We start from the raw sequence: 26,223 nt of genomic DNA, 5'->3' as shown, positions 1-26,223 counted from the left end.
CGCCTTAGGGTAGAGCAATGGCCCGGCGCGCAGGAACTCGACTCCTCACCGTCTGCGTCGCCGTAGTGGTCGTCCTCGCCGTCTTCGCCACGGCCTTCCTGGTCTACGCGAACCAGGTCATGCCGGGGGAGCGCGCGGCCGCCCTCACGGTGTGGCGCGACGACCGCGTCGCCGTGCGCGACGCCGGCGACAGCGTCGTGATGACGCCGACCGGTGCGTCCGACGGGGTCGGAGTCGTGTTCATCCCCGGCGCCAAGGTCGACCCCTACGCGTACATGGTGACGTTCCGCGACGTCGTGGCCGCCGGCACCACCGTCGTCATCACGAAGCCGACGCTCAACCTCGCGTTCTTCGACACCCGGCCGCTGTCGACGTTCGAGGCGCACGCGCCCTTCGTCACGACCTGGGCCGTCGGCGGCCACTCGCTCGGCGGGGTCCGCGCCTGCCAGCTCGCCGAGACCGGCGAGACGAGAGGACTCCTCCTGCTCGGCAGCTACTGCGCCAACGACCTCGCCTCGTCGGGGCTCGACGTGCTGAGCCTGGCGGGGAGCCGCGACGGGCTGTCGACTCCGGCGAAGGTGGGTGCCGCCAGGACGTTCCTGCCGTCGGATGCGTCGATGGTGACGATCCGGGGTGCGAGCCACGCCAGCTTCGGGGCGTACGGGAAGCAGCCGGGCGACAACACGCCGACGCTGTCGCGCGCCGCGGTCGATCGGCAGATCACGGCGCGCGTCGAGGCCTGGGTCTCCGGCCTCTAGCGATCACCCCGTGTAGGCACCCGCCAGGATGTCGTCGACGAGCGTCGGGCCGGTCGGCGTCCAGTCGAGGAGCCGGCGGGTCGCCGCGCTGCTGGCGGCGAGGTCCATGCCCCAGAACAGGCCGATGAAGCCGCCCATGCTGGCCTGCGACTCCTCTGACGTGAAGGAGCGCGCCTCGAGGCCGAGCGACTGGGCGATCGCCGCGGCGATGTCTCTGCTGGCGACGCTCTCCTCGCCGACGGCGTGCAGAGCAGCGCCCGCGGGCGCCTTCTCGAGGCCGAGGCGGATCATGCGCGCGGCGTCGGCCACATGGACCGCGGCCCAGCCGGTGGAGCCGTCGCCGACATAGCCGGCGTAGCCGTTGCGCTTGGCGGCGTCGGTGATGATCGCCATGAAGCCGTGGTCGCCCATGCCGTGCGTGGTCGGCGAGAAGCGGAGGCTGATCGACTTCACGCCCTTCTCGACGTAGTCGAAGGCGAGGTTCTCGGTGCCGCCGCGGGGTGCGTCGGGGCCGACGGCCGGCGACGAGTCGGTCTCGAGGGCGGGCCGGCTCTGCGCGAGCCCGGCGACTCCCGAGGCGAGGAGCAGGGCCCTGCCGGTGCCCGCGAGGGTGTCGCCGAGGGTCTCGACTGCGGCGCGCTCGGCGCGGTTGGTCTCGACCGGGTCGCCGAAGTCGTGCTTGTTGGCGAGGTGGACGACTCCGTCGGCCGCTTCGGCGCCGGCACGCAGGCCGGCCAGGTCGTCGAGGTCGCCCCGCAGGACGGTGGCGCCCTTGGCCTCGAGGGCTGCCGCAGAGGCGTCGGAGCGGGCGAGGCCCGTGACGTCGTAGCCGTGGCTCAGGAACTCGTCGACGGTGTGGGAGCCGATCCAGCCGGATGCTCCGGTGATGAAAACACGCATGTCATCTCCTAGTGATGTCAGTGACGGACATCAGCAACTGTACGCCTGATGTCAGGATCTGTCATCACCCGGTCGAGACCCGTATCATCGGAGAATGGGTCGATGGGAACCGGGCGGCAGCGACCGCCTTCGCGAGGCGGCACTCGAGCTCTTCCTCGAGCGGGGCTACGAGCAGACGACCGCCGCCGAGATCGCGCAGAGCGTCGGCCTGACCGAGCGCACGTTCTACCGGCACTTCCCCGACAAGAAGGAGGTGCTGTTCGGCGGCTCCGTCGAGTTCCGAGCGACCATGGTCGACTCCGTCCTCGGCGTGCCGGAGGGGCTCGCACCCCTGGAGGTCGTGGCGCGCGCGCTCGCCTCGGCGACGGAGTTCTTCCCCGACGAGCGCCGCGAGTGGTCGCGGAAGCGCTGGCAGGTGCTGTCGGTGAACCCCGGCCTGATGGAGCGCGAGCTGCTGAAGATGGCCGACGTCGCCGCCGGCATCGGGGCGCGGCTGCGCGAGCGCGGCGTGCCCGAGCCCGCCGCGACGCTGGCCGCCGAGTCGGGGATGACGGTGTTCCGGGTCGCGTTCGACGTCTGGCTCCAGCCCGGCGAGCGGCGCTCGATGGCCGAGATCGAGGGCGAGATGTTCGCCGCGCTGGGGGCGGTCGTCGGGGTGTAGGCGGAGTTCCTGCGTGGAAGCGGCTCTGCGCTCTGGGGGTGTGCCGGGAAGGCCGGGGGCCCGCCGAATCGGCACGGCCCCGCCGAATGGACGGCGGGGTCGAGCCGAAACGGCGGGGGTTCGGTGCCGAGGGGGCGGGGTCGAGCCGGAACGGCGGGGGTGCGGCGCCGACGGGTGGGGCCGAGCCGGAACGGCGGGGGTGAGCCCCGCGCCCGCCGCGCCGACCTAGGTCGTGACGTCGATGTCGATGTCGCTCCGGTCGACCGAGATCGTCGGGATCGACGCCGTGACGACCGAGCCGTCGGGGCGCAGCATCCCGCGGAGGTCGCTGGTCGTCGGGGGAGCGGTCTCGATCCGCGGACCCTGGTTCGGCAGCGCGACGGTCACCGGCGAGCCGGCGACGACCTCGATCTTCTCGTGGACGACGTGCACCGTGACCTGGGTGCCCTCCTCGATGGTGAAGGTGATGTCGGACTGCGTCACGTCGACCCGCATGCGCGAGCCCTTGACGGTCATCTTGTACGTGAGGCGCTCCCAGTCGGCCGGGAGGCGCGGGTTGAACGTGAGGCGGCCGGAGTGGTCGCGCATGCCGCCGAACCCGAACACCATGGCGCTCCAGATGCCGCCGGTCGACGCGACGTGCACGCCGTCGGAGGTGTTGTGGTGCAGGTCGGCGAGGTCGACGAACAGCGCCGACAGGAAGTAGCTGTGGGCGAGCTTGTAGTGGCCCACCTCGGCGGCGATGATCGACTGCACGACGGCCGACAGCGTCGAGTCGCCGGTGGTCAGCGCGTCGTAGTACTCGAAGTTGCGGCGCTTCTCGGCGGGCGTGAACTCGTCGCCCTGGAGGAACAGCGCGAGCACGACGTCGGCCTGCTTGAGCACCTGGAACCGGTAGATGACCAGCGGGTGGTAGTGGAGCAGCAGCGGTCGCTTCGACGCCGGGGTCGAGTCGAGGTCCCAGAGCTCCTTGTCCAAGAACTGGGCGTCCTGCGGGTGGATGCCGCGGTGCGGGTCGAACGGGATCTCCATCGCGTCGGCGGCGGCGCGCCACCCGCGGATCTCGTGCTCCTGAAGTCCGACGCGCGTCACCATGCGTTCGTACGCGACCGGGTCGTTCGCCATCAGCTCTTCGCAGATGCGCACGGCCGACCAGAGGTTCGCCCGCGCCATGACGTTCGTGTAGAGGTTGTCGTCGACGACCGTGGTGTACTCGTCGGGCCCGGTGACTCCGTCGATGTGGAACTTCTGGTCGCCGTTCGAGCGCCAGAAGCCGAGGTCGGCCCAGAGCCGCGCCGTCTCGACGAGGATGTCGACGGCGCCGCGGGCGAAGAAGTCCTCGTCGCCGGTGGCGGCGACGTACTGCATCAGCGCATGCACGATGTCGGCGTCGATGTGGTACTGCGCTGTGCCGGCCGCGTAGTACGCGCTCGACTCGAGGCCGTTGATGGTGCGCCACGGGAAGAGCGCGCCGCGCTGGTTGAGCTCGCTCGCCCTGTCGCGTGCAGCGGGGAGCATGCCCTCGCGGAACCGCAGGACGTTCCGGGCGACGTTCGGCGCCGTGTACGACAGGAACGGCATGACGTAGATCTCGGTGTCCCAGAAGTAGTGACCGCCGTAGCCGGAGCCCGAGACGCCCTTCGCGGCGACGCCCTGGCCGTCGGTCCGGGCCGAGGCCTGCGCGAGCTGGAAGATGTTCCAGCGGACGGCCTGCTGCAGGATCGGGTGGCCGGGCAGCTCGACGTCGCTGCGCACCCAGAAGTCGTCGAGCCAGTCGCGCTGCGCCTGGAAGATCTCCTCCACCGGCGTCTCGGCGGCGCGGTCGAGGGTGCGGTCGCAGCGGTCGGCCAGCTCGCGCGGCGGCACGCCCCGCGACGAGTGGTACGTGATGGCCTTGATCATGCGGATCGGCTTGCCGGCCTTCGCCTTGACCCGGTAGACGTGCTTAGCCAGGTCGTCGTCGATCTGCGTCGACTGCGACCACTCGTTCTCGGTGTCGAGCGTGTGCTCGGCACCGACGGCGATCGTCATGCCCGAGTTCGAGGTGCGGTAGCCGAGCACGTAGCGGGTGCCCTGGACCTTCTTGTACGACGGCTGCAGGACTCGCGCCGTGAAGCTCTCGGCCTTGCGGGGGTCGAAGGTCGCGGCGGCGCGCATGCCCGCGTGGTACTCGTCGCCGAGGTCTTGGCGGTTGAGGATCTGGCTCGAGATCAGGATCGACGCGTCGGCGTCGAGGACTGTCACCTCGTAGTCGATGACAGCGAGGTGGCGGTCGGTGAACGACACGAGGCGCCGGCTCGTCAGCCGCACGAGCTTGCCGGACGGCGTGCGCCACTCGATGTCGCGCACGAGCACGCCGTCGCGGAAGTCGAGTCGACGCGTGTACTTCAGGATGTCGGCCTCGCTCAGCACGAACGGCTCGTCGTCGACGTAGAGGCGGACCACCTTGGCGTCAGGCGCGTTGACGATCGTCTGGCCGACGCTCGCGAACCCGAACGCCTCCTCCGCGTGGCGGATCGGCCAGGTCTCGTGGAAGCCGTTGATGAACGTGCCGTCGGCGTGGCTGCCGCGCCCCTCGTCGAAGTTGCCGCGCAGGCCGAGGTAGCCGTTGCCGACGGCGAAGATCGTCTCGGTGACCCCATGGTCTTCGGCGTGCTCGGCCTCGACGAACGCCCACTCGTCGAGCGGGAAGCGGTTGCGGTCGAGGGGGTCTTCGGTGATGACGGTCATGCGCGGTTCTCCGTGGCGGTAGGGTCGAGGGGTTCGCTGACGGGGCCGACGAGCTCGTCGAGGTCGGTCACGACGAAGTCGGCGCCGAAGTCGAGCAGGGCTGCGGCGCCGACGCCGCGGTCGACGCCGAGCACGAGGCCGAACGCCCCGGCGCGGCCGGCCTGGACTCCCGACTGGGCGTCCTCGACGACGACGCAGTCGGCCGCGGTCAGGCCGAGGCGGCGGGCGCCGTCGAGATAGGTGTCGGGGGCGGGCTTGCCGGCGAGGCCCTCGGCGGCTGCGACCTCGCCGTCGACGACGACCTCGAAGTACGAGCTCAGGCCGGCCGCGGCCAGCACGGGCACGGCGTTGCGCGAGCTCGAGACGACGGCGACCTGGTGACCCGATGCGATGGCCGCGCGCAGGAACTGCAGCGACCCCGGGTACGGGGTCACCCCGTTCTGCGCCAGCTCCGCCGCGAACACCTCGTTCTTGCGATTGCCGAGCCCGCACACCGTGTCGGCGTCGGGGGCGTCGTCGGGCGCGCCCTCCGGCAGAGTGACGCCGCGGCTGGCGAGCATCGACCGGACGCCGTCGTAGCGGGGCTTCCCGTCGACGTAGTCGAAGTAGTCGGCGTCGGTGTACGGCGCCGCCCCGGGAACGTGCTCGGTCAGATAGGTCGAGAACAGCGTCGCCCAGGCGCGCATGTGCACCTCGGCGGTCGGCGTGAGGACGCCGTCGAGGTCGAACAGGATGCCGGGGAGGCGGCGAAGCGCCGCGGCGTCGCGGGGCGCGGAGGAAGAGGGCACGAAGCGGGGGATCCCTTCGAGATCGAAGTCGCCTGGAGAGGGCGGAAACGTCGGCGTTTCGATGGAGCGGACATGATCGGTGGACCGGGGGCTCGGGAACCGCCGCTCGTCAAGTCTGGCACGCCGGACCGCCGCCCACTAGTGACGGATGGCCGAGCGTCAGTTCTGGTCGACGCCGCCCATGCCCTCGAGCGCGGCGGTCAGGATCGTGCCGACGGCATCGGGCAGCACGTGGTGGTTGAGGTAGATGCCCTCGAGCCAGGACAGCACCTCGTCGGCGGGGAGGCCGACGGCGGTCCAGTCGATCCCGGGCAGGGCGCTGGTGACGGGCAGCTCGGTCGCAGGATCGAGGCGCGCCTCGGCGATCGCGACCTCCGCGGCGCCCTCCGACGCCGACCACAGCAGCGCTATCGGATGATGCTCGCCGTCGATGTGCTCGTGGTCGACCGCGCCGCTGCCGAGCCAGGGGAGCGTGAGCAGCTCGCCCTCGATGTCGACGGAGATCAGGTCGAGCTTCGTGGGCTCCTCGACCTCGCAGATGTAGAGGTCGAAGCCCTCGTCGTGCCAGGCCGCGGCCTCCTCGACGTCTTCGAGCAGGTCGGGCATGCGCTGGTGGAACTCCGCCAGCAGGATGGACGCCCACGACAGGATCTCGTCGGTCGCCGCCGGCGGCCACGGACTCCGATCCGCTTCGGCGCCATTGCCGCGATGGAAGTGGTAGTCGATGCCGCCGTCCACGGTGTCGAGGTGGATCTGGCCGCTGTCGAACTCGACGGCGAGGCTCGAGTGGCCCGTCTCGTCGTCCCAGTCGCCGAAGAGGTCGGGCGTGCCGAGGCCGGCCGCCTTCTTCCAGGTGGCGGGGCCGATCGCCGCGGCCGTCTTCGGGCCGAGGTTCAGCACCGCCTGGAACCGTGTCGTCGGAAGGCGGAGACTCATGTCGGTCACGGGTGGATCCAATCGCTCGGCTTCGAGACTAGTCGACGCCGAGCGACCGGATCTCCGCGGCCCGGGCCCTACGCGATGGCGTTCAGCTCGGCGAACTCGGCGTCGCTCAGCTCGATCTCGGCACCGTGCATGTTGTCTTCGAGGTGGGCCACCGTCGACGTGCCGGGGATCGGCAGCATGACCGGCGAGCGCTTGAGGAGCCAGGCGAGTGCGAGCTGCGCCGGCGTGGCCTGCTTCTTCTCTGCGATCTCGGCGAGCGGACTTCCCTCCGCCGCCAGCGACCCGGTCGCGAGCGGGAACCACGGGATGAAGCCGATGCCGTGCTCGGTCGCGTAGTCGAGCAGCTTCTCGGACGACCGGTCGGTCAGGTTGAACAGGTTCTGCACCGACACGATCGTCGCCACCTTCTGAGCCTGCTCGAGCTGCTCCACCGAGACCTCCGAGAGGCCGATGTGGCGGATCTTGCCTTCGTCCTGGAGCTTCTTCAGCTCGCCGACCTGGTCTTCGAGCGGCACCTTCTCGTCGATGCGGTGCAGCTGGTACAGGTCGATCCGCTCGAGGCCGAGCCAGCGCAGGCTCATCTCGGTCTGCTGGCGGAGGTACTCGGGGCGGCCGACCGGCGGCCACTCGTTCGGTCCGGACCGCGTGAGCCCGCCCTTGGTCGCGATGACGAGGTCGTCGGCATAGGGCTTGAGCGCCTTGGCGATCAGGGGCTCGGCGACGGCCGGGCCGTACGAGTCGGCCGTGTCGATGAAGTTGACGCCGAGCTCGACGGTTCGGCGCAGGACGCGGATCGCCTCGGCCTCGTCTTTCGGCGGACCCCAGACGCCGGCGCCGGTCAGCTGCATGCTGCCGTAGCCGAGGCGGTTGACGGTGAGGTCGCCGCCGAGGTCGAACGTGCCGGAGGCCTGCGCGGGAAGAGATTCGAGTGTCATGGAGTGGGTACCTTCCGTTCGGGGACAGGAGCAGTCAACGCCTCGTCCCATGCGGGCGCACTCAGCTACAATTAGTTGTCGGTACAACTAATTGGGTGTATTCTCGGTGACATGTCCACAAGCTCCTCGGGAACCAGCGCCCTCGACCTCCTCGCCGCCGACACGTCGATGGGCGCCGTCACCCTCCGCGTCGCCGATCTCGACGCCATGACGGCCTACTACCGCGACGCCGTCTCGCTGGCCGTGCTCGCCCAGGAGCCCGAGCGCAGCGTCCTCGGCCGTGTCGGCGTCCCGATCGTGATCCTCGAGCACGCCCCCGAGCTGCGTCACGCCGGCCCTCGCCAGGCCGGGCTGTTCCACACCGCGATCCTCTTCGAGACCCAGGCCGACCTCGCGTCCGCCGTCTACTCGGTCGCCTCCCGCTACCCGGACTCCTTCACCGGCAGCGCCGACCACCTCGTCAGCAAGGCCTTCTACTTCGACGACCCCGAGGGCAACGGCATCGAGCTCTACTGGGACCGCGAGCGCACGAGCTGGAGCTGGACCCACGGCCAGATCGACATGGCGACCCTCGCTCTCGATCCGAACGCCTTCCTGAACGAGAACCTCGCCGAGCAGGCGTTCGCCGAGGCCGCCAGGCGCCCCGCGACCGTCGGCCACGTGCACCTCAGCGTCGGCGACGTGCCCAGCGCCCGCCGCTTCTACGTCGAGCAGCTCGGCTTCGAGGCGACCACCGAGTTCGGTCCGCAGGCGCTGTTCGTCAGTGCCGGCGGCTACCACCACCACATGGCCATGAACACCTGGCAGAGTGCGGGCGCGGGTCGCCGGCAGCTCGCCCTCGGGCTCGGCCTGGTCCGCATCCAGGTGCCCGGAGCCGACGACCTCGGCGCGCTCGGCGAGCGGCTGGCGCACTACGGCGTGGCCACCGCCGACGACGGCCGCCTGCTCGGGTTCGACGACCCGTGGGCGAACCGCATCGAGGTGTCGGTCACGGCGCAGTAGCGCGGCGGCGGTCGGACGGTCGGCGGGCTGCGAGTTCCTGCGCCCGCCCCGCGAACCCGGCGTCTACCCCCGAACCGGCGCTGGCGACGCGGAGGGACCGGGTCTAGCATCCCCGGCATGGGCATCCGCGAAGACCGGCGCCGCGCCACCGTGGCGCGGATCCTCGCGGCCGCGGGCGCCGAGTTCGAGGAGCGCGGCTACGAGTCGGCGTCGTACGGGTCGATCGCGACGCGGGCGGGCGTGGCGAAGAGCCTCGTCAGCTATCACTTCGCCACCAAGGCCGACATGGCCGCGCGGGTCGTCGCCGAGGCGTTTCCGCAGGGGACCTTCCTGAACACCGAGCCGTCGCCCGACGGCCCGCTCTCGGACATCGTGCAGTCGACCGCCGAGGTGGCGCGCGCGTTCACGACCAACCCGCTGGCCCGCGCGAGCCTGCGCCTGGTCAACGAGCAGAGCCTCCAGGATCCCGCCGCTCCCCGCCCCTATGTCGGCTGGGTCGCCCGCATGTCGGACGATCTCCGCGCCGCCGCGGCACGGGGTCTCATCACGATGGGCGTCGACACGCACCGTGAGGCGACGATCCTGGTCGGGCTCTTCGTGGGCATCCGCTACGTCACCGACACGCTCGACGAGCGCGACGCGTTCGTCGACCTGGCCGTGACGACGATCCGTCAGCGGCTGGTCTTCCTCGGGGCCGACGAGGCGTCCCTGCCCGCTACTGCGGCTCAGTGAGCGCGCCCGCGGGCAGCCCCAGCGCCGTCTCCATCGACGTGAACACCACTGCCGACCGCTCGGACGCCTCGCGGTAGCCCACCAGCGCGTACGCCGTCGTGCTGTCGAGCAGAGCGAACATCTGCAGCGACACCAGCTCCGGCGTCGCCGTCGCGAACGCGCCCTCGGCGATCCCGGCGGCAAGGATCTCGTCGGCCAGCGCGCTCCACTCGCCCATCAGCGAGCGTGTCGCGGCGGCCAGCGTCGGCGAGCGGCGGCCGAGGCTCCACGCGTCGGCCCAGAGCGACGACACGTCGTCGCGCCCGGGGGCGAGGAGGGTCGCGAGCACAGACCGCAGCCTTCCGAGGGCGGGCCCGTCACCGGCCAGACGGGCGACCTCGTCGAGCTCCGCCCGTGCCAGCTCGTCGAAGGTGCGCGCCACGAGCGTCTCCATCGACGGCTCGTAGTGCGCCACCAGCCCCGAGGCGACACCGGTCTCGGCCGCCACCGCACGGAGGGTCACCGCGCCGAGCCCCTCGCGCAGGGCGACGGCGCGAGCGGCCGCGGCGATCTCGGCGCGGCGCTCAGCGGGTGGTCGGCGAGAAGGCATCCCTGAATCGTAGCCTTCCCTTCCGCGCTTGTTGATCGTATGATCAACAAATGCAGCTCATCGTCGCTCCAGTGCTCCCGTCGCCGCTCGCCGCCCCCGTCTCCGCCGAATCGGCGCGTGCCCCCGTCCGCGTCGCCCTCGTGCAGATGCGCTGGCACGCCGACCCCGCCGAGCATGTCGCCGAGCTCGACGAGGGCATCCGGCTCGCCGCGGCCGAGGGTGCCGAGGTGGTCTTCCTGCCCGAGCTGACGCTGCGGCGCTACCCGGGCGACACCCCCGCGACCGGCCGGCCGGTCGACGACGCCGAAGACCTGCACGACGGGCCCACCGCGACCTTCGCGCGCGAGGCGGCGATGCGGCACGAGCTGTTCGTCCACGCGTCCCTGTACGAGCGGCCCGCCGCGTCGATGGGGATCGCCGGCGACCCGCGGGGCTTCAACACCGCGATCCTCGCCTCGCCGACAGGCGAGATCGTGGCCGCCACCCGCAAGACCCACATCCCGATCAGCGCGGGCTACTACGAAGACACCTACTTCCAGCCGGGGCCGTCCGCCGACGCCTATCCCGTGCACGATCCCGCGGGCCTCGAGGCCCGTCTGGGCCTCCCCACCTGCTGGGACGAGTGGTTTCCCGAGGTGTCGCGCAGCTACGCGCTCGCCGGCGCCGAGGTGCTCGCCTACCCCACCGCGATCGGCTCCGAGCCGACCTTCCCCGACTTCGACACCAGCGGCATCTGGCGCCACGTCATCGTGGCGAACGGCATCACCAGCGGCCTGTTCATGGTCGTGCCCAACCGCTGGGGCGACGAGGGGGACATCGCCTTCTACGGGTCGTCGTTCATCTCCGACCCGTTCGGGAGGATCCTCGCCGAGGCGCCGCGCGACGCCTCCGCCGTGCTGGTGGCCGACCTCGACATCGCCCAGCGCGAGGAGTGGCTGCGGCTGTTCCCCTTCCTGCTGACGCGGCGGCCCGATACGTATGGCGCCCTCGTCGCGCCGGTCGACCCGGTGGCGAACGGGTACGGGGCTGTGGAGGCGGCGGCGGCCTCGTCGTCGCCATCTGGCCCTGAAGCATCCGGCCCCGAAGCATCCGGCCCCGAAGCATCCGGCCCCGGATCACCCGGCCCCGGATCGCCGGGCCCCGGATCGTCGGGCGTCGAGCCCTCGGGCGCAGGATCGGCAGCCCTCTGATGGGCTGGCGCATGCCGGCCGAGACCGAGCCGCACGACCGCACCTGGATGGCCTTCCCGCGCGAGGGCTTGACGCTCAACGACGATCCGGCCTCCGCCGAGGAGGCCCGCGCCGCCTGGGCAGCGGTGGCCCACGCGACCGCCGAGTTCGAGCCGGTCACCGTCGTCGTCGACCCGTCGGCGCTCGCGGATGCGCGACGGCACCTCTCCGCCGCCATCGACATCGTCGAGGCGCCGCTCGACGACTTCTGGATGCGCGACATCGGGCCGACGTTCGTGGTGCCGGCGGGGGCGGCCGACTTGTCGCCCGCGCCCGCGCCCGGCCTCGGCGCCGTCGACTGGATCTTCAACGGCTGGGGCGCGCAGGTCTGGGCCGAGTGGGGGAGCGACCGGGAGATCGCCCGTGTCGTCGCCGAGCTCGCCGGCGCCGAAGTCATCCCGTCGCTCCTGGTCAACGAGGGCGGCGCCATCCACGTCGACGGCGCCGGGACCGTGCTGGTCACCGAGACCGTGCAGCTCGACCCGGGCCGCAACCCGCACGCCGACCGCGCCCGCGTCGAGGCCGAGCTGGCACGCACCATCGGCTCGACCCATGTCGTCTGGCTGCCGCGGGGGCTGACCCGCGACTACGAAGAGCTGGGGACCCGCGGCCATGTCGACATGGTCGCCGCGATGCCCTCGCCCGGGCGGGTGCTGCTCCACGCCCAGACCGACGCGGGGCACCCGGACCACGCGGTGAGTGCGGCGTCGAGGGAGTTCCTGCGCGGGCAGACGACTGCGAGCGGAACGCCGTTCGAGGTGATCGACCTGCCGGCCCCGTCAGGGCTCCGCGACGACGAGGGCTTCGTCGACCACAGCTACGTCAACCACCTCGTCGTGAACGGCGGGGTCATCGCCTGCGGGTTCGGCGATCCGGCGGCCGACGACCGTGCCGCCGGGATCCTCGCCGAGGAATACCCGGGCCGCCGCGTCGTCACCGTCGACGCCCTCCCGATCTTCGCGCGCGGAGGCGGCATCCACTGCATCACGCAGCAGCAGCCCGCCCTGCCCTGACGCTCTCGCCCTTTCGCCCGCGCCGTCAGCGCGCGAGCGCGGCCAGCGCCCGCCGGTCGGCGGCGAGCCGCGCCAGCGGTTCCGCCGTGGGCGAGCCGTGGCCCGGGACGAGCAGGGCGGCAGCCGCTGCGAAGGGCTCGAGGGCGTCGAGGCCCTCGGCGTAGGCGGCGAGCGGGTCGGGCCCGTCTTCGGGAAGGGGCGGCTCGACGTCGCTGAGCATGTCGCCCGCGAGCAGGACGCGTCGGGTCGGCAGCCAGAGTGCGGTGTGGCCCGGAACGTGGGCGTCGTGCACGACGAGCTCGACCCGCGGGCCCGGCCACGGCACGGCGGGGGCGGCGAGTTCCTGCACCCGGGCCACCAGGGGGACGAGCTCGGCGGGCCACGGACCGAGCTCGGCGAGGAGCGCCGCACGGCCCTCCGGCGAGGTCGAGCGGCGGACGGTCTCGGGCGACGCCCACCGCGGCACGTCGCCGAAGCGCGGGTGCCACAGCAGGTGGTCGAAGTGCGCGTGCGTCGAGAAGCCCGCCTCGACGGTCAGGCCGAGGGTGTCGAGGTCGTCGGCGAGCGACTCGAGCTCGTCGACCTCCCACGCCGGGTCGACGAGGAGCGCCCGACCGCCGGGCCCGACGACCACGGTGGTGGTCGTCGAGTCGCGGCGGCTGGTGGCGACGAGGATCCCGGCGGCGACCTCGACGAGGCGCACGGGGGCGTCCGTCTTCGTCGTCAGTGGAACGTCGGACCGAGTTCGGCTTTGGCCTTCTTCAGCTCCGCCTCCATCGCGAGGTTCTCGCGGCGGGTCTTCGTTCCGAGCGCCCAGAAGACGACGCCGAGCACGATGAACGCGAGCACCGGCAGCAGCTCGGTCAGGAGGTACAGGTCGCCCTCGCTCGCCTTCCAGCCGTCCGGGCGGAAGTCTTTGCCGAACCAGTTGAACCCGGCGCCGGGCGCCATCAGCTGGACGACGGCGAACGCGAGCGTGACCATCAGCAGGATCGTCAGGAAACGGTGCGCGGGCATCCTGTAGGGGCGCGGAGTGTCGGGGTGGCTGCGACGGAGCTTCCACAGCGACGGGAAGATCAGCAGGTAGCTGATCAGCGTCGTCGAGATCGTCACGCCGAGCACGGCGGTGAAGAACTTGTACGCGTCGCCGCCCGTGATCGAGGTGGCGAGGACCAGCACGAGCGTCGAGACGATGCCGCTGAAGATGTTGACGCGGACCGGCGTGCCCAGCTTGGCGTTGATCACGCCCAGCGAGCGGGGAGCGGCACCGTCGTAGCCCGACACCGCCAGGGCGCGGTCGGAGCCCATGATCCAGGTGACGCCCGACGTGAGCACGCAGATCACGACGACGATGCCGGCGACCCCGCCCAGCACCGCTCCGGCACCCGTGAGGGTCGGGACGCCGTCGGAGGCGATCGAGCCGCCGTACACGGTGAAGACCGACTTGATCGCGTCGACGAAGCCGCCGAGGCTGGTGACCTGGTCGGCAGGGATCACGAGCAGGATGCCCAGGATCGGGACCGCGTAGAGGAGGAACGAGAAGGCGGCCCCGCGCGCGATCGCGAACGGCACGTCGGCCGTGGAGTCCTTCATCTCCTCGCCGGCGCTGTTGGGCAGCTCGAACCCGACGAAGTTGAACAGCAGCACGCCGATGAGCCCGACGAAGCCGCCGGCGGTGGGGAGGAAGCTGCTGGCGCCGAGACCGTGGACGCCGTTCTGGACGCCGTAGGCGATGACAGTGATCACGAAGACGCCGAGCAGCACGAAGCGGGCGAAGGCGCCGACGGTGGTGATCCACTTGCCGACCCGGAACGACAGGACCGCGGCCAGCACGGCGACCCAGATGAACGGCACCGTGATCAGGTAGTAGACCGGCGTGGAGAAGTCCTTGCCGCCGTTGAAGAACTCCCGCAGAGCGTAGGCCGCGACGCCGGCGAGCGTTCCGCCGAGCCAGACCGGGTTCGTGATCCAGTACAGGACGTTGTTGATCGCGCCGACCAGGTGGCCGAAAGCCATCCTGGTCCACAGGTACGGGCCGCCCTGCTGCGGGAAGGCGGTGCCGAGCTCGGAGAAGAGGAGCGCCTGCGGCACGAAGAAGATGATCGCGAAGATCACCATCCAGGTGAAGGCCTCGCCGCCTGCCGCCGCGACCGCGGCGATCGTGTCGACCCCGACGATGGTGCAGATCAGGAAGAACAGGATGTCGAACCGGCCGAAGTGCTTCTTCAGCTTGCTGCTTTCGGTGGCCGCCGGAGCGACCGCCTGCGTGTCGAAGTCGAGTGCCATGGGTGCCGAGCTTCTTTCAATCGGGACGGTCGGGTGCGCCGTCGAGGTTGCGGGAAGGGGTGGAGCAGGGCAGAGCGTGGTGCAGGAGGTGCGCGTTCGGGTGGTCGTTCGAGTGCGGGCGGAGACGGTGGAGCGGAGCGGCGGCTAGGGGGTGACCCCTGCCGTCGCCGGAAGCGACGCCGCGATCTCGGTGCCGAGGCGATGCCCCATGCGGATCGCGCCGTCGACGTGCTGGAAGCCGAGACCGGCGATGTCGCTCGAGCCGAAGCGGATCGGGCCGACCGCCGAGTGCTGATCGGCACCGTACCGCGTGAGTCCGCCCAGGTCGAAGCTGGCCGCGTAGGCCCCCTGGGTCCACTCTTCGGCGGCCCAGTCGCTCTCGTAGTAGACGACCGGCTCCAGTGCCGCGGGGCCGTAGTAGGCGGCGAGGGAGCTCAGGATCTCGGCCCGGCGCTCGTCGGGCGAGAGCGCGAACAGGCGGTCGGCCTTCTCGTCCGAGACGAAGCCGACCAGCGTGCCCCGCGTCTCGCCGTGGTTGCTGTTGTCGTAGGCCTCGTGGACGAGCTGATAGGGGCTGAACGCCGTGCCCGAAAGGCCCGACTCGCGCCAGAACGGGGTCTCGTAGGTCGCGTGGACCTTGATCACGAGACCGAGCGAGAGGTGCTGGTGCAGCTGCTGGCGTCGGCGCGGCAGCGGCGGGTTGTAGGCGATGCGGTTGTAGAGGTTCGGCGGGACGGCGACCAGCGCCCGCTTCGCCTCGACCCGCAGCGAGTCCGTGACGGCGGCGACCCCGTCGTCGCCCCACTCGAGCGTGCGGACGGCCTCGCCGAGGTGCACGTTGTCGCCGAGTCGTGCCGCCAGGGCCAGCGGCACGCTCTGCAGGCCTCCGACCACGCGCTTGTCGAGGATGAAGTCGGCGTCGACGAGGTTGGAGAAGCTGCCGGCGCTCGCCGCCATCAGGAGGGCCTGCAGTGCCGAGAAGGCGTGGGCCGGCTTCGTGAGCATCGCGTCGGCGATGAAGAGGGCGATGTTGTCGCGGGCCTCCTCGTCGTCCGACTGAGTGGCCAGCCAGTCCTTGAACGAGACGTGGTCGAGCTCGACGGCACGCGGGTGGTTCCACGGTGCGTCCGGGTCGGTCTGCGCGGTCAGCTCGTCGAGCACCTCGATCAGGCGCTCGATCTCGCGCTCGGTCGTCTTCGACGCCGGAAAGATGTCTCCGGTGAAGCGCTTGGGCTCGCTGTCGCGGCCGACGTAGACGCTCTCGCCGTCGCGGAAGCGCGAGTACGTCTCGAGCCCCAGCTCGTCGAGGGTGGCTATGAGCGCCGTCTGGTCGGGAGAGACCCACTGGCCGCCGATCTCGAACATCTGGCCGTCGATGTCGTTGGTCCACAGGCGTCCGCCGACCCGGTCGCGGGCCTCGAGCACGATGACGCTGTGGCCGGAGCGGACGAGGTCGGTCGCGGCGGTCAGGCCGGTCGCGCCGGCACCGATGACGACGACGTCGCAGGTGAGGGTGGTGGTCATGCTGATCTCCTTGGGGCAGAGCTGACAAACGGTGCGTGGGCTGTCATGGGTGCCCATCGGCGGCGCTCGGCGTCGTCAATGGGCACTCATGACGTGCTTCACCCGCGTGTAGTCGTCGATCGAGTACCGCGACAGGTCTTTGCCATAGCCGGACTCCTTGAAGCCGCCGTGCGGCATCTCCGCCGCCAGCGGGATGTGGGTGTTGATCCAGACGCAGCCGAAGTCGAGGTCGCGCGCGAACCGCTCGGCGGTCTGGTGCTGGTTCGTCCAGACGCTCGATGCGAGCGCGTACCGCACGCCGTTCGCCATCTCGAGAGCCTCGTCGTCAGTGTCGAAGGCCTGCACGGTGAGCACCGGGCCGAACACCTCGTCTTGGACGATCGAGTCCGTCTGCTCGACGTCGGCGACCACCGTCGGGGCGTAGTAGTAGCCGACGCTGCCGACCCGGAAGCCGCCGGTGCGGACCGTCGCGTGATCGGGCAGCGCCTCGACGGCGGCCGAGACGGCGGCGAAGTGACGGGCGTTGTTGAGGGGTCCGTAGAACGCCTCGTCGGAGTCGCCGGTGATCGTGGCCTCGGCAGCCCGCACGAGCGCGTCGACGAAGGCGTCGTGGATCGAACGGTGCACGACGACGCGGGTCGCGGCCGTGCAGTCCTGGCCGGCGTTGAAGAAGGCGGCCTGGGCGATCGCCTCGGCAGACGCGTCGATGTCGACGTCGGGGAAGACGACGACGGGTGCCTTGCCGCCGAGCTCGAGGTGGACCCGCTTGAGCCCCGCTGCGCCCGAGGTCGCGACCGCGCGGCCCGCGCGGACGCTGCCGGTGATCGCGACGAGGCCCGGAGTCGGGTGCTCGGTGAGGAGCGAGCCCGTCGAGGCGTCGCCGAGCACGACGTTGAAGACGCCGTCGGGCAGGATGCCGCGGGTGAGGTCGGCCAGCACGAGCGTGGACTCGGGGGTCGTGTCGCTGGGCTTCAGCACGATGGTGTTGCCGGCGGCCAGGGCCGGGCCGATCTTCCAGAGCGCCAACATCAGCGGGTAGTTCCACGGGGTGACCTGGGCTACGACGCCGATCGGCTCGCGCCGCACCGACGAGGTCAGCCCCTCGAGGTACTCGCCCGAGGCGACGCCGTCGAGCATCCGTGCGGCACCGGCGAAGTACCGGATCTGATCGGCCCCCACCGCGACCTCCTCGGCCGCGATCGTCGCCTTCGGCTGGCCGGTGTTGCGGGCCTGGGCTTCGACGAGGTCGTCCGAGCGGGCCTCCAGTGCGTCGGCCAGCGCGAGCAGCGCCTTCTGGCGGACGCTCGGCGTGGACCGCTTCCAGCCGGGCAGCGCGGCGTCGGCCGCGGCCATCGCGGCGTCCACGTCGGCTGCGACCGAGACCGGCGATACCGCGACGACCTCCTCGGTGCGCGGGTCGACGACGTCGATCGTCGCATCGCCCCGGGCGGGTACGAACTCGCCGCCGATGAAGTTCTGCAGTGGCTCAAGAGGCATGGATCGCTCCGGTTCAGGCGTCGTCGGAAGTGGTCAGCGGAACGAACGTGTAGGACGTGTCGAGGTACTCGTGGATGCCCTGAGCGCCGCCCTCGCGTCCGAGACCCGACGACTTGACGCCGCCGAAGGGCGCGGCCGCGTTCGACACGACGCCGGAGTTCAGACCGAGCATGCCGGAGCGGAGCGAGGCGATCAACCTCTGGCCCCGCGCGAGGTCGGTGGTGAAGGCGTACGACACCAGGCCGAACTCGGTGTCGTTCGCCATCTCGACGCCCTCCGTCTCGGTCTCGAAGGTCGCGATCGCTGCGACAGGCCCGAAGACCTCCTCGCGGAGGAGTCGCGTGCCCGGCTGGATGCCGGTGAGGACGGTGGGCTCGAAGAAGGTGCCCGGCCCGTCGACGGCCGAGCCGCCCGAGAGCACGGACGCGCCGCGTGAGACGGCGTCGCCGACGAGTTCGGCGCTCTTGCTGACTGCCGCCTCGTTGATGAGGGGGCCGATCGAGACGCCGTCCTCGGTGCCGCGGCCGACGCGGAGCGCCTCGACGCGCGCCGTCAGTCGGGCGGCGAACTCGTCGGCGACCCCCGACTGCACGAAGAAGCGGTTGGCGGCGGTGCAGGCCTCGCCGATGTTGCGGAACTTGGCGAGCATGGCCCCGTCGACCGCCTTGTCGAGGTCGGCGTCGTCGAACACCAGGAAGGGCGCGTTGCCGCCGAGCTCCATGGAGGTGCGGAGCACGTTGTCGGCCGCCTGCTTCAGCAGGATCTTGCCGACCGGGGTCGAGCCGGTGAAGCTCACCTTGCGCAGGCGGTCGTCGGCCATGACGGCGGATGAGACGCCGGACGCGTCCGTGGTGGTGACGACGTTGACGACACCGGCGGGCACTCCCGCCTCGATCAGGATCGCCGCGAACGCGAGGCTCGTGAGCGGCGTCAGCTCGGCCGGCTTGAGCACCACGGTGCACCCGGCGGCCAGCGCCGGCGCGATCTTGCGTGTGGCCATCGCGAGCGGGAAGTTCCACGGCGTGATCAGGAAGCAGGGCCCGACGGGGCGATGCGACACGATCGTCGTGCCCGTGCCCTCGGGGTTCGTCCCGTAGCTGCCCGAGATGCGGACGGCCTCCTCCGAGAACCAGCGCAGGAACTCCGCGCCGTACGTGACCTCGCCCCTCGCCTCCGGGAGCGACTTGCCCATCTCGAGGGTCATGAGCAGCGCGAGGTCGTCCGCGCGCGCGATGGTCAGGTCGAACGCGCGCCGCAGGATCTCGCCTCTCTTGCGGGGCGGGGTCGCCGCCCACTCGTCGGCGGCCCCGACCGCGGCGTCGAGCGCGGCGACGGCGTCTGCGGGCGAGGCGTCGGCGACCTGCGCGAGCGTCTCGCCGGTGGCGGGGTCGACGACGCCGAACGTCTCGCCGCCGGTGGCGTCGCGCCAGACGCCGTGGATCAGCAGCCCGGTCGGGATCGTCGCGAGCAGCTCGGCTTCGCGAGTCGTCGTGATGGTCATGCGGCCTCCAATGCCTGGGCGACCACGTCGAGCCCTTCATGCAGGAGCGCGTCGCCGATCGAGAGCGGCGGCAGGAACCGGATGACGTTGCCGTAGGTGCCGCAGGTCAGGAGTATCACCCCGGCGGCATGACTGGCGGCCGCCACACGGGAGGTGAGGGCCGCGTCGGGCTCGCCGGTCGCGGGGTCGACCAGCTCGACGGCGATCATGGCGCCTCGTCCGCGCACGTCGCCGATCCGCCGATCGGAGGCCTGGCGCTCCGAGAGCCGGGCCTTCATGATCTGCTCGATCTCGCCGGCCCGGGCGACCAGCCCGTCGTGCTCGTACGACTCGATGGCGGCGAGAGCCGCCGCGCACGCGATCGGGTTGCCTCCGTAGGTGCCGCCGAGACCGCCGACGTGCGGGGCGTCCATGATCTCGGTGCGGCCGGTGACGGCCGAGAGGGGCAGGCCGCCGGCGATGCCCTTGGCGGTGACGATGAGGTCGGGGACGAGCCGCTCGTGCTCGCTGGCGAACATGGCGCCGGTGCGGGCGAAGCCGGTCTGCACCTCGTCGGCGATGAACACGACGCCGTTCGCCGTCGCCCACTCGGAGAGCGCGGTCAGGAAGCCCGGCGCGGGGACGATGAAGCCGCCCTCGCCCTGGATCGGCTCGATGATGATCGCGGCCGTGCTGGCCGCGCCCACCTGCTTCTCGATCATGGCGATCGCGCGCTTCGCGGCCTCGGGGCCGGAGAGCCCGTCGTGGAACGGATACGACAGCGGCGCCCGGTAGATCTCGGGGGCGAACGGGCCGAAGCCGCTCTTGTAGGGCATCGACTTGGCGGTCAGCGCCATCGTCAGGTTGGTGCGCCCGTGGTACGCGTGGTCGAATGCGATGACCGCGGGTCGCCCCGTGTACGAGCGCGCGATCTTGACGGCGTTCTCGACCGCCTCGGCGCCCGTGTTGAAGAGCGCGGTGCGCTTGTCGTGATCGCCCGGCGTCAGTCGGTTGAGGGCTTCGGCGACGTCGACGTAGGAGTCGTAGCCGGTGATCATGAAGCAGGTGTGCGTGAAGCGGTCGACCTGTTCGTGCACGGCGGCGACCACCCGGGGGGCTGCATTGCCGACTCCGGTGACGGCGATGCCCGTGCCGAAGTCGATGAGGCTGTTGCCGTCGACGTCGACGAGCACGCCGCCGCCCGCGACGTCGGTGAAGACGGGGAGGGTGATCCCGACGCCGCGGGCCACCGCCGAGTTCTTGCGGGCGAGGAGCTCGCGCGATCGGGGGCCGGGGATCTCGGTGACCAGGCGGCGTTCCTGCGGGAGAGAAGGCCCCCCGACGTGAGCGCGGCCGTCGCTGGACAGCCGGGAGTCGACGAGCGTCATGGCGCCTCCTAGAAAACGGTGGATCGGTTAGACGAGACACTAGGGAGAGAGCGCACCCCCGGCGATGCCGTTTCGGCAGGACTGTGGACAACCGGTGGCCCGAGCGGCAATCGGGGGATAGCCTGTGGCGCGTGCAGACCACCACGCCTCCCACTGTCCGAGGCCTTCTCGCCGAGTCCGCCCTGCGGCTGATCCCGCGCCTGACCGGCGACGGGCGCGACACCGAGATCGACTGGGTGCACAGCTCCGACCTCGTCGACCCGACGCCGTTCCTGACCGGCGACACGATGCTTCTCACGACGGGGACGCAGTTTCCGCTCGACGACGCCGACGAGTTCTACGCCGACTACGTCGACCGTCTCGTCGCGGCCGGTGCCGTCGCGCTCGGCTTCGGCCTCGAGGTGATCCGCGAGGGCACCCCGCAGCCGCTCGTAGACGCCTGTGCGGCCCGCGGCGTCACCCTGGTCGAGGTGCCGTACGAGGTGCCGTTCATCGCGCTGATCCGCTGGGTCGCCGACCGGATCGCCGCCAGGGAGCACGAGCGCGACGCGTGGACGCTCGGCGCTCAGCGGGCCGTCTCGGTCGCCGCCCTCACCGCAGGAACCCTGGTCGCCGTCGTGCGCGCGCTAGCCGAGCAGGTCGAGGGCGCGGTCGTCATCCTGTCGTCGACCGGCGACGTCGTCATCGAGGAGAACGCGCGCGGCACCGGGCTCGACGCCCTCGTCGCCGAGGGGCGGAGGATCCTCGGGCGCGGCTCGCGGGCCAGCGTCGAGACGACCCTGCCGGGCTGGCCGGGCTTCGCGACGACGCAGACGCTCGGCCCGCGCGGCGGACTCCGCGGGGCCATCGGCGTGGCCGGGGCCGGCCGCAACGACGTCGCCATGCAGGCCGTCGTCACCAGCGCGGTCGCGATCGTCGAGGTGCTGCTCCGCTACGGCGACGCCGAGCGCCACCTCGAGCAGCGGCTCGGCGCCGTCATCGTGCGGCTCCTGCTCGACGGGCACCTCCCGGGCGCCGTCGCGGCGGCCGCCGAGTTCGACGCCGAGATCCCCGACGCGCTCCGGGTCGGGGTGGTCGTGCTGGCGAGGTCCTCGCAGCCGTCCGAGCGCTGGCGGCTCGTCGACGCGCTCACTCGCAGGCACCTCGCCTTCGCCGACGCCATGGCCGAGCGCATCGTCTTCCTGCTGCCGGCGGCATCGACCGACGACCTGTCCCGGCTCGTCGACACGACGCCGGCGCTGGCCGTCCTGCCGATCGGCCTGTCGTCGGTGCTCGCGCCCGTCGAGGCCGCCACGGGGCTCGCTCAGGCGACGCGGGCGCTCGGTCAGGACCCCGGGGCCGGCCTGCACGTCTTCGGCGACTCGGCGGCGGGACTGCTCGACGACCTGTGGTCGCCGGCGGCCGAGAGCCTCGCCAGGCGACGGCTCGGGGCCCTCGACGGCGAGCCGGGCGACCTCGTCGCGTGCTCGCGGCTCTGGCTCGACCACAACGGGCACTGGGAGTCGGCGGCGCGCGAGGCGGGCCTGCACCGGCACACGCTCAAGGCCCGCATCGCGAGAGTCGGCATCCTGCTCGATCTGGATCTCGAGTCGTTCGCCGGGCGGGCCGAGCTGTGGGCGCTGCTTCAGGCGTCGCGGGCCTGACGAAGCGCTAGGCGCCGACCAGCCACAGCGGGTCGGCGAGGTAGCGGGCGCCGACCTCGACCGTGCCGGGCAAGTTCTCGTCCCAGAGGTCGGCGGGCAGTGCGTCGGCGCGGTGCGTGGTCGCCCAGCCGAGCATCGTGAGCCGGCGCATCAGCGAGAGCGACCCCGCGACCTCGAGGTCGTCGCGTGACAGCGGTGCCACCTCGCGGTAGCCGTCGAGCCAGCGCGCGCCCATCTCGAGGGCGGCGGGCCGGTGCTCGTAGAAGGTCAGCGCCGAGCCGAAGTCGTAGAGGTAGAAGCCGTACCCGCAGTCGTCGAAGTCGATGATCGTCATCGCGCCCTCGTGCGTTATGACGTTCGACGGGCGGAGGTCGGAGTGGATGAGGCCCCAGTGCTGCGGCGTCCTCAGGATTCCCGACAGCGTGGCGCGGGCCGAGTGCTCCGCCCGCTCCAGCACGGCGCGATCCGCCTGAGTCAGCGGCGCGTTCCGCCAGTCGCCCCAGCGCGCCAGCCCGCCCGTCATGTCGTCGAGCGACCAGTCGAAGCGCTGGAACCGGGCCGGCGACTCCCAGCCGCGGGAGTGCTCGTGCAGCTGCGCGGTCAGCCGGCCGATCTCGACGAAGTGGTCGGCGAAGTCGATTTGATCCTCGAGGATGGTGCCGGTCACGAAGTCGAACCCGACGGCCGTCCAGGCGGCCCTGGTGTCGTCGGTCAGGAACTGCACCAGGTCGCCGTCCTCCCCGTGTCGCGGCGACGGCGTCGGCACCCCCGCGTCGCGCTGCAGGGCCTCCACCCAGAGCAGCTCGCTTCGCACGTGCTCGACGCTCACCGCGTACCCGGGGCGGCCCAGCCGGACGACCAGGCCCGGCACGCCGTCGACCGCCACCTTGAACGTGATGTTCTCCGAGACGGCGATCAGCGTGACAGCCGTGCGCTCCGGGGGCAGGGCCCAGCGGCCGCACACGCCGGCGTGCACCCAGGAGGGGGCGTCGTCGCCGCGGCCCACGTGATCGAAAGCCGCGAGCGAACCCGCCATCTGCTCGGTCGTCATGAGACAGAAACCTAGGGGCGGGGCGCAGGAACTCAGGCCCTCGCGCCCCATCCTTTACCAGCCGTTCACGCCCGTAACACGCCATTCATCCGGCCGGGGCGGTTGGTAACGTCCCGGCAACACGGGGTGTCCCCGCCGGGCACCGCGCCCTCGGAGAATGGACGTGCACCCACGAACGACGGGACCCCCATGGCGAACACCGCTTCCATCCTCGACGGCAACAGCTTCAAGGCCGAGGACGCCGCCGCGCTCGACCCGCGCACGCGTGCCTTGACAGAGCGGCGCGAAGTGCTCGGGGCCGCCTACCGCCTGTTCTACAAGCACCCGGTCGAGATCGTCCGGGGCCGCGGCGCCCACGCCTGGGACGCCCAGGGAAACGAGTACCTCGACCTCTACAACAACGTGCCGAGCATCGGGCATGCCCACCCCCGCGTCGTCGAGGCCGTGCGCAAGCAGATGTCCGAGCTCAACACCCACACGCGCTACCTGCACGAGGGCGTCCTGAACTACGCCGACGACCTCCTGTCGACGATGCCCGACGAGATCGACCAGGTCATGTTCGTCTGCACCGGCTCCGAGGCGAACGACCTGGCCCTGCGCGTCGGCCGCGAGTACACCGGCGGAACCGCCTGGATCGCGACGAGCGAGGCGTACCACGGCAACACGGCGCTGGTCTCGGCGCACTCGCCGTCGCTCCGCGGGCCCGAGACGATGGACCCGACGCTGCGCATCGTCGACCCGCCCGACACCTACCGGCTCGGCTCCGAGACGGCCGAGGGCGCAGGCGCCTGGTGGCTGGCTCAGGTCACCGCGGCGATCGCCGACATCGAGGCGTCGAGCGACGGGTTCGCCGGGCTCATTCTCGACTCGTCGTTCTCGTCCGACGGGATCTTCCTGGGCGAGCCCGGCATGATCCACGCCGCGCTCGAGCTCGTGCACCAGCACGGCGGCGTCGTCATCGCCGACGAGGTGCAGCCCGGGTTCGGCCGCACCGGCGAGGCGTTCTGGGGGTTCGCGCGCCACGGCTTCGTTCCTGATCTGGTGACGACCGGCAAGCCCATGGGCAACGGCTTCCCGATTGCGTCCATGGCCGCGCGCCGGGAGGTGCTCGAGGCGTTCAGCACCCGGCGCCCGTACTTCAACACCTTCGGCGGCAACCCCGTCGCGATCGCCGCTGCCCAGGCCGTGCTCGACGTCATCCGCGACGACGGGCTCCAGGCCAAGGCCCTTCGCGTCGGAGCCGTCCTCCGCGACGCGATCCGCGAGCTCGTGCCCGCGCACCCCGGCATCGGAGACGTCCGCGGATCCGGCCAGTACACCGGCGTCGAGATCGTCGACGACCCCGGCACCAAGGTCGCAGGAACGCGCTCCGCCCTCGCCCTCCTCGAAGAGCTCCGCGACCGCCGGGTGCTCACCAGCGTGTGCGGCCCCACCAACAGCGTCCTGAAGCTGCGTCCTCCCCTGGCATTCGACGAGGACGACGTGCCCCGGCTCGTCGAGGCCCTCGACGGATCGCTGACCGCGCTCGGCATCTAAGCTCATCGCGTGCCCCGAGACCACTCCGAGCTCGCCGAGCGCCTGCGGCGGATGATCGCGCGCGCCGAGCTGCGCGTGGGCGATCGCATCGGATCGGAGCGGGCCATCGCCGAGCAGTTCGGGGTGCCTCGCTCGGCTCTGCGCGAGGCCCTCGAGGAGCTCGAGTCGGCGGCGGTGATCCGGCGCACCATGGGCCGGACCGGCGGGGTGTTCGTCGCCGACGGCAAGATCGAGCGCCAGCTCAACACGATCATGGGCGTGCCCGACATGCTGCGCCAGCAGGGCTTCACCTCGTCGACGGAGGTGCTGTCGGAGGGGATCGGCGTGGCGTCGCCGTCCGAGCAGCGGAGCCTCGGCCTGGCCGACGGCGAGAACGTCTTCCGGATGCGTCGACGGCGCGACGCCGACGGCATCCCGCTGTCTCTCGACACGATGGTGCTTCCCATGCGGCTCGTGCCCGGCTTCCAGGACAGCGACCACACCGGGTCGGTCTACCGCGTGCTGTCGCGCGACTACCGCGTCGAGATGGCTCAGGCCGACGAGACCATCGACGTCGTGGCGGCGACGTCCGAGCAGGCGGCGATCCTCGGTGTGGAGGTCGGCGCGCCCCTGTTCGAGATCTGGCGCATCACGTTCGACGCGTCCGAGGCGGCCATCGAGTTCTCCCACGACTTCTTCCGAGCCGACCGCACCCGGATCTCGCTGCGCCGCTACGGGGCCCGGTGGAAGCGCGTGCCCACCGGGCGCTGAATCATTCTTCCGACTGACCCCGCGGGCCGACGACCGGCCTACTGTGAGGGCATAGTCGATTCACAGGGGGATCACATGCGGGGCAAGGCATATCTCGGCGTCGCGGCGCTTGCGGCGACGCTCATCCTGACCGGGTGCACCGGCACGGCGACGACCTCGCCCGCGGTGTCCTCTGCGGCGGGCCCGTCCACGTCGCCGGGCGACGGTGCATCCGGCGGGCCCTCCTCGGGCGGCGCCGCATCCGCGACTGCGACGCCCGGTCCGTCAGCGACGGCCAAGCCGACGGCCAAGCCGACGGCGACCGCCGAGGCCGACCCGCACCACGACCACGGAACCGTCCCGACCTCGTGCAAGGCGACGATGTCGGCGGCGACCTACGCGAAGACCTTCGCCTCGACGCCGTTGAACCCCGCCGGATACGACCTCAAGGGCAAGCTCGGACTCCTTCCCGCCAGTGCGCAGACGAGCGGCCGCAGACTCGAGTGCCTGTGGCGCGACCCTCGGGCCGACATCACCAATCTCGACATGGTCATCGCCCCTGTCGACCCGGTCAAGGCCGTCGCCTTTCTCACGGGGCTGAAGTCCAAGGGCTTCACCTGCGTCCCCCTCGGCGAGGGCACCCGCTGCCAGAGCGTCACGACCGACAGCCAGTACGGCGTCGAGATCGGTTCGACCTACTACGTCCGGGGCTCGACCGGGGTGTACATCAGCCAGGCGAACTTCCCGACGAACGGGCTGCTGAACGAGGTCATCGCGCGGGTGTGGTGACGGGGGAGCGCGTGAACC

23 protein-coding genes are annotated in these 26,223 nt (G+C 71.3%); 10 read left to right on the top strand and 13 right to left on the bottom strand.

Translation table 11 applies throughout. The features are described from left to right. The first annotated feature begins 17 nt into the window (after positions 1 to 17). Positions 18 to 758: an alpha/beta hydrolase gene (locus EDF46_RS06365; RefSeq protein ID WP_123505447.1), complete on the top strand. Its 741-nt coding sequence runs from the start codon at positions 18 to 20 to the stop codon at positions 756 to 758. Between the two features lie 3 nt (positions 759 to 761). Here the strand turns inward: EDF46_RS06365 and EDF46_RS06360 are convergent, their stop codons facing one another. Next, the gene (locus EDF46_RS06360) at positions 762 to 1,658 is read right to left on the bottom strand and encodes an SDR family oxidoreductase (RefSeq protein ID WP_123505446.1); all 897 of its coding nucleotides are present in this window, start codon (positions 1,656 to 1,658) and stop codon (positions 762 to 764) included. Between the two features lie 94 nt (positions 1,659 to 1,752). On the opposite strand from EDF46_RS06360, the gene EDF46_RS06355 reads away from it, so the two are divergent. After that, a complete protein-coding gene (locus tag EDF46_RS06355; protein WP_123505445.1) occupies positions 1,753 to 2,319 on the top strand; it encodes a TetR/AcrR family transcriptional regulator in 567 nt (188 codons plus the stop codon). A 225-nt stretch (positions 2,320 to 2,544) separates the two neighbouring features. Here the strand turns inward: EDF46_RS06355 and EDF46_RS06350 are convergent, their stop codons facing one another. From EDF46_RS06350 to EDF46_RS06335, 4 genes are all read right to left on the bottom strand, one after another. After that, entirely contained in the window at positions 2,545 to 5,049 is a 2,505-nt protein-coding gene (locus EDF46_RS06350; RefSeq protein WP_123505444.1) for a glycoside hydrolase family 65 protein, read from the bottom strand. Further along, positions 5,046 to 5,837: an HAD family phosphatase gene (locus tag EDF46_RS06345; protein ID WP_123505443.1), complete on the bottom strand. Its 792-nt coding sequence runs from the start codon at positions 5,835 to 5,837 to the stop codon at positions 5,046 to 5,048. Before EDF46_RS06345 ends, EDF46_RS06350 begins: the two co-directional genes overlap by 4 nt. Before the next feature lie 159 nt (positions 5,838 to 5,996). Beyond that, positions 5,997 to 6,782, bottom strand: coding sequence for a hypothetical protein (locus EDF46_RS06340; protein WP_123505442.1), 786 nt, complete (start codon positions 6,780 to 6,782; stop codon positions 5,997 to 5,999). A gap of 68 nt (positions 6,783 to 6,850) precedes the next feature. Next, entirely contained in the window at positions 6,851 to 7,717 is an 867-nt protein-coding gene (locus tag EDF46_RS06335; RefSeq protein ID WP_123505441.1) for an aldo/keto reductase, read from the bottom strand. A gap of 111 nt (positions 7,718 to 7,828) precedes the next feature. On the opposite strand from EDF46_RS06335, the gene EDF46_RS06330 reads away from it, so the two are divergent. Next, positions 7,829 to 8,719 carry a VOC family protein gene (locus EDF46_RS06330; protein WP_233579904.1) on the top strand — a complete coding sequence of 297 codons (891 nt, stop codon included), beginning with the start codon at positions 7,829 to 7,831 and terminating at the stop codon, positions 8,717 to 8,719. 117 nt (positions 8,720 to 8,836) lie between these two features. Further along, positions 8,837 to 9,451, top strand: a complete 615-nt coding sequence (locus EDF46_RS06325; protein ID WP_123505440.1) for a TetR/AcrR family transcriptional regulator — start codon at positions 8,837 to 8,839, stop codon at positions 9,449 to 9,451. On the opposite strand, the gene EDF46_RS06320 is transcribed toward EDF46_RS06325, so the two are convergent. Then, complete coding sequence (locus tag EDF46_RS06320; protein WP_123505439.1) at positions 9,435 to 10,040, bottom strand: TetR family transcriptional regulator C-terminal domain-containing protein; 606 nt, start codon at positions 10,038 to 10,040, stop codon at positions 9,435 to 9,437. The genes EDF46_RS06325 and EDF46_RS06320 overlap by 17 nt on opposite strands. A gap of 50 nt (positions 10,041 to 10,090) precedes the next feature. On the opposite strand from EDF46_RS06320, the gene EDF46_RS06315 reads away from it, so the two are divergent. Both EDF46_RS06315 and EDF46_RS06310 read left to right on the top strand, forming a co-directional pair. After that, positions 10,091 to 11,230, top strand: coding sequence for a nitrilase-related carbon-nitrogen hydrolase (locus EDF46_RS06315; protein WP_123505438.1), 1,140 nt, complete (start codon positions 10,091 to 10,093; stop codon positions 11,228 to 11,230). After that, positions 11,230 to 12,282: an agmatine/peptidylarginine deiminase gene (locus EDF46_RS06310; protein WP_123505437.1), complete on the top strand. Its 1,053-nt coding sequence runs from the start codon at positions 11,230 to 11,232 to the stop codon at positions 12,280 to 12,282. Before EDF46_RS06315 ends, EDF46_RS06310 begins: the two co-directional genes overlap by 1 nt. 25 nt (positions 12,283 to 12,307) lie before the next feature. Here the strand turns inward: EDF46_RS06310 and EDF46_RS06305 are convergent, their stop codons facing one another. From EDF46_RS06305 to gabT, 6 genes are all read right to left on the bottom strand, one after another. Further along, a complete protein-coding gene (locus EDF46_RS06305; protein ID WP_123505436.1) occupies positions 12,308 to 12,985 on the bottom strand; it encodes an MBL fold metallo-hydrolase in 678 nt (225 codons plus the stop codon). A 20-nt stretch (positions 12,986 to 13,005) separates the two neighbouring features. Continuing rightward, positions 13,006 to 14,568: an APC family permease gene (locus EDF46_RS06300; protein WP_123505435.1), complete on the bottom strand. Its 1,563-nt coding sequence runs from the start codon at positions 14,566 to 14,568 to the stop codon at positions 13,006 to 13,008. Positions 14,569 to 14,712: 144 nt separating this feature from the next. Continuing rightward, positions 14,713 to 16,092, bottom strand: a complete 1,380-nt coding sequence (locus tag EDF46_RS06295) for an NAD(P)/FAD-dependent oxidoreductase (protein ID WP_123505434.1) — start codon at positions 16,090 to 16,092, stop codon at positions 14,713 to 14,715. A 75-nt stretch (positions 16,093 to 16,167) separates the two neighbouring features. Continuing rightward, positions 16,168 to 17,589, bottom strand: coding sequence for an aminobutyraldehyde dehydrogenase (locus tag EDF46_RS06290; protein WP_123505433.1), 1,422 nt, complete (start codon positions 17,587 to 17,589; stop codon positions 16,168 to 16,170). Between the two features lie 13 nt (positions 17,590 to 17,602). Next, the gene (locus EDF46_RS06285) at positions 17,603 to 19,090 is read right to left on the bottom strand and encodes an NAD-dependent succinate-semialdehyde dehydrogenase (protein ID WP_123505432.1); all 1,488 of its coding nucleotides are present in this window, start codon (positions 19,088 to 19,090) and stop codon (positions 17,603 to 17,605) included. Beyond that, positions 19,087 to 20,457 carry a 4-aminobutyrate--2-oxoglutarate transaminase gene (gabT, locus tag EDF46_RS06280; protein ID WP_123505431.1) on the bottom strand — a complete coding sequence of 457 codons (1,371 nt, stop codon included), beginning with the start codon at positions 20,455 to 20,457 and terminating at the stop codon, positions 19,087 to 19,089. The genes EDF46_RS06285 and gabT overlap by 4 nt, the downstream gene beginning before the upstream one ends. Before the next feature lie 131 nt (positions 20,458 to 20,588). Here gabT and EDF46_RS06275 point away from each other — a divergent pair, with 131 nt between their 5' ends. Further along, positions 20,589 to 22,100 carry a PucR family transcriptional regulator gene (locus EDF46_RS06275; protein WP_158614173.1) on the top strand — a complete coding sequence of 504 codons (1,512 nt, stop codon included), beginning with the start codon at positions 20,589 to 20,591 and terminating at the stop codon, positions 22,098 to 22,100. A gap of 7 nt (positions 22,101 to 22,107) precedes the next feature. Here EDF46_RS06275 and EDF46_RS06270 read toward each other — a convergent pair whose 3' ends face one another. Continuing rightward, positions 22,108 to 23,151, bottom strand: coding sequence for a phosphotransferase enzyme family protein (locus tag EDF46_RS06270; RefSeq protein WP_158614172.1), 1,044 nt, complete (start codon positions 23,149 to 23,151; stop codon positions 22,108 to 22,110). A gap of 189 nt (positions 23,152 to 23,340) precedes the next feature. Here EDF46_RS06270 and EDF46_RS06265 point away from each other — a divergent pair, with 189 nt between their 5' ends. The 3 genes from EDF46_RS06265 to EDF46_RS06255 all read left to right on the top strand — a co-directional run bounded on the left by EDF46_RS06265 (position 23,341) and on the right by EDF46_RS06255 (position 26,205). After that, positions 23,341 to 24,687 (top strand): aspartate aminotransferase family protein, encoded by a 1,347-nt coding sequence (locus tag EDF46_RS06265; protein ID WP_123505428.1) that lies wholly within the window; start codon positions 23,341 to 23,343, stop codon positions 24,685 to 24,687. A 9-nt stretch (positions 24,688 to 24,696) separates the two neighbouring features. Continuing rightward, positions 24,697 to 25,437, top strand: a complete 741-nt coding sequence (locus tag EDF46_RS06260) for a GntR family transcriptional regulator (RefSeq protein WP_123505427.1) — start codon at positions 24,697 to 24,699, stop codon at positions 25,435 to 25,437. A 75-nt stretch (positions 25,438 to 25,512) separates the two neighbouring features. Continuing rightward, positions 25,513 to 26,205 (top strand): hypothetical protein, encoded by a 693-nt coding sequence (locus tag EDF46_RS06255; RefSeq protein WP_123505426.1) that lies wholly within the window; start codon positions 25,513 to 25,515, stop codon positions 26,203 to 26,205. Positions 26,206 to 26,223: the final 18 nt, after the last annotated feature.

This window comes from Frondihabitans sp. PhB188, assembly GCF_003752365.1.
Taxonomy (GTDB): Bacteria; Actinomycetota; Actinomycetes; order Actinomycetales; family Microbacteriaceae; genus Frondihabitans.
The sequence above is the reverse complement of the archived record's forward strand: the minus strand, read 5'-3'. Positions and strand labels throughout refer to the sequence as shown.

What these genes read in the sequence shown, in the direction of transcription:
- EDF46_RS06365 (WP_123505447.1), top strand. Translation starts at nt 18, where the DNA reads ATGGCCCGGCGCGCAGGAACTCGACTCCTCACCGTCTGCGTCGCCGTA.
- EDF46_RS06360 (WP_123505446.1), bottom strand. Translation starts at nt 1,658, where the DNA reads ATGCGTGTTTTCATCACCGGAGCATCCGGCTGGATCGGCTCCCACACC.
- EDF46_RS06355 (WP_123505445.1), top strand. Translation starts at nt 1,753, where the DNA reads ATGGGTCGATGGGAACCGGGCGGCAGCGACCGCCTTCGCGAGGCGGCA.
- EDF46_RS06350 (WP_123505444.1), bottom strand. Translation starts at nt 5,049, where the DNA reads ATGACCGTCATCACCGAAGACCCCCTCGACCGCAACCGCTTCCCGCTC.
- EDF46_RS06335 (WP_123505441.1), bottom strand. Translation starts at nt 7,717, where the DNA reads ATGACACTCGAATCTCTTCCCGCGCAGGCCTCCGGCACGTTCGACCTC.
- EDF46_RS06330 (WP_233579904.1), top strand. Translation starts at nt 7,829, where the DNA reads ATGTCCACAAGCTCCTCGGGAACCAGCGCCCTCGACCTCCTCGCCGCC.
- EDF46_RS06325 (WP_123505440.1), top strand. Translation starts at nt 8,837, where the DNA reads ATGGGCATCCGCGAAGACCGGCGCCGCGCCACCGTGGCGCGGATCCTC.
- EDF46_RS06320 (WP_123505439.1), bottom strand. Translation starts at nt 10,040, where the DNA reads ATGCCTTCTCGCCGACCACCCGCTGAGCGCCGCGCCGAGATCGCCGCG.
- EDF46_RS06315 (WP_123505438.1), top strand. Translation starts at nt 10,091, where the DNA reads ATGCAGCTCATCGTCGCTCCAGTGCTCCCGTCGCCGCTCGCCGCCCCC.
- EDF46_RS06310 (WP_123505437.1), top strand. Translation starts at nt 11,230, where the DNA reads ATGGGCTGGCGCATGCCGGCCGAGACCGAGCCGCACGACCGCACCTGG.
- EDF46_RS06300 (WP_123505435.1), bottom strand. Translation starts at nt 14,568, where the DNA reads ATGGCACTCGACTTCGACACGCAGGCGGTCGCTCCGGCGGCCACCGAA.
- EDF46_RS06295 (WP_123505434.1), bottom strand. Translation starts at nt 16,092, where the DNA reads ATGACCACCACCCTCACCTGCGACGTCGTCGTCATCGGTGCCGGCGCG.
- EDF46_RS06290 (WP_123505433.1), bottom strand. Translation starts at nt 17,589, where the DNA reads ATGCCTCTTGAGCCACTGCAGAACTTCATCGGCGGCGAGTTCGTACCC.
- EDF46_RS06285 (WP_123505432.1), bottom strand. Translation starts at nt 19,090, where the DNA reads ATGACCATCACGACGACTCGCGAAGCCGAGCTGCTCGCGACGATCCCG.
- gabT (WP_123505431.1), bottom strand. Translation starts at nt 20,457, where the DNA reads ATGACGCTCGTCGACTCCCGGCTGTCCAGCGACGGCCGCGCTCACGTC.
- EDF46_RS06270 (WP_158614172.1), bottom strand. Translation starts at nt 23,151, where the DNA reads ATGACGACCGAGCAGATGGCGGGTTCGCTCGCGGCTTTCGATCACGTG.
- EDF46_RS06265 (WP_123505428.1), top strand. Translation starts at nt 23,341, where the DNA reads ATGGCGAACACCGCTTCCATCCTCGACGGCAACAGCTTCAAGGCCGAG.
- EDF46_RS06255 (WP_123505426.1), top strand. Translation starts at nt 25,513, where the DNA reads ATGCGGGGCAAGGCATATCTCGGCGTCGCGGCGCTTGCGGCGACGCTC.